The sequence below is a fragment of the Paraburkholderia sp. RL17-381-BIF-C genome (assembly GCF_046026435.1).
Classification (GTDB): Bacteria; Pseudomonadota; Gammaproteobacteria; order Burkholderiales; family Burkholderiaceae; genus Paraburkholderia.
The window spans coordinates 1-771 of the sequence record NZ_JARESX010000202.1 but is presented as its reverse complement, the minus strand read 5'-3'; the positions used below and the strand labels follow the sequence as shown (position 1 = coordinate 771).

Genomic DNA, 771 nt, shown 5'->3' with positions numbered 1-771 from the left:
GAAGAAGATCACGCCGAAGCCGAGCATCCCGATCGCAAGAAACAGGTTGATCAGATGCTGCCCGGCGTAGACCACCGGCGCGCCCTGGAACAGCCGGAACCTGTACTTGCCCGACAGCTTGCCGAACGCGATCACCGAACCCGAGAACGTAATCGCGCCGACGAACGTGCCGATGAACAGCTCGACGCGATTGCCGTACGGCAGGAAACCCGGAATCGCGTTGTCCGGATCGACGAGACCGAACGCAGTCGGCTCCGACACCACCGCATATGCGATACACACAGCGGCAAGACCGATCAGCGAGTGCATGGCCGCGACCAGTTCCGGCATCTTCGTCATCTCGACGCGCGCGGCGACGAACGCGCCGACCGCGCCGCCGACCACCAGCGCGATCAGCAGCAGGCCAAGCCCCAACCCGAGATTCGAACCGAGCCCATTAGCCTGCTTGACGATCAGCGCGATGGTCGTGAGGATCGCGATCGCCATGCCGACCATGCCGAAGGTATTGCCGATGCGCGCCGTCTTCGGATTCGACAGCCCTTTAAGCGCCTGGATGAAGCAGACCGACGCAACCAGATAAAGCAGCATGACGACGTTCAGACTCATTACGCGTTCTCCTTGGCCGTCTTGTCTGCGATGAGTTTCTTCGGCTCTTTCTTCCTGAACATCTCCAGCATTCGCCTCGTCACGAGAAAGCCGCCGAACACGTTCACTGCCGCAAGCGCGACGGCGAGCGTGCCGAAGAACTTGCCGGGCGTGCCCAAAGTGAGC

The 771-nt window shown here is 61.5% G+C and carries 2 protein-coding genes; both read right to left on the bottom strand.

Annotated features, from left to right (window positions below; translation table 11 throughout):
• Positions 1-606 (bottom strand): NAD(P)(+) transhydrogenase (Re/Si-specific) subunit beta (locus P0D70_RS36675; RefSeq protein ID WP_408188120.1); only part of this gene is annotated, 606 nt, incomplete at its 3' end.
• The coding region (locus tag P0D70_RS36670) for a proton-translocating transhydrogenase family protein (RefSeq protein WP_408188121.1) at positions 606-771 on the bottom strand (166 nt) is incomplete at its 5' end. The genes P0D70_RS36670 and P0D70_RS36675, both read right to left, overlap by 1 nt.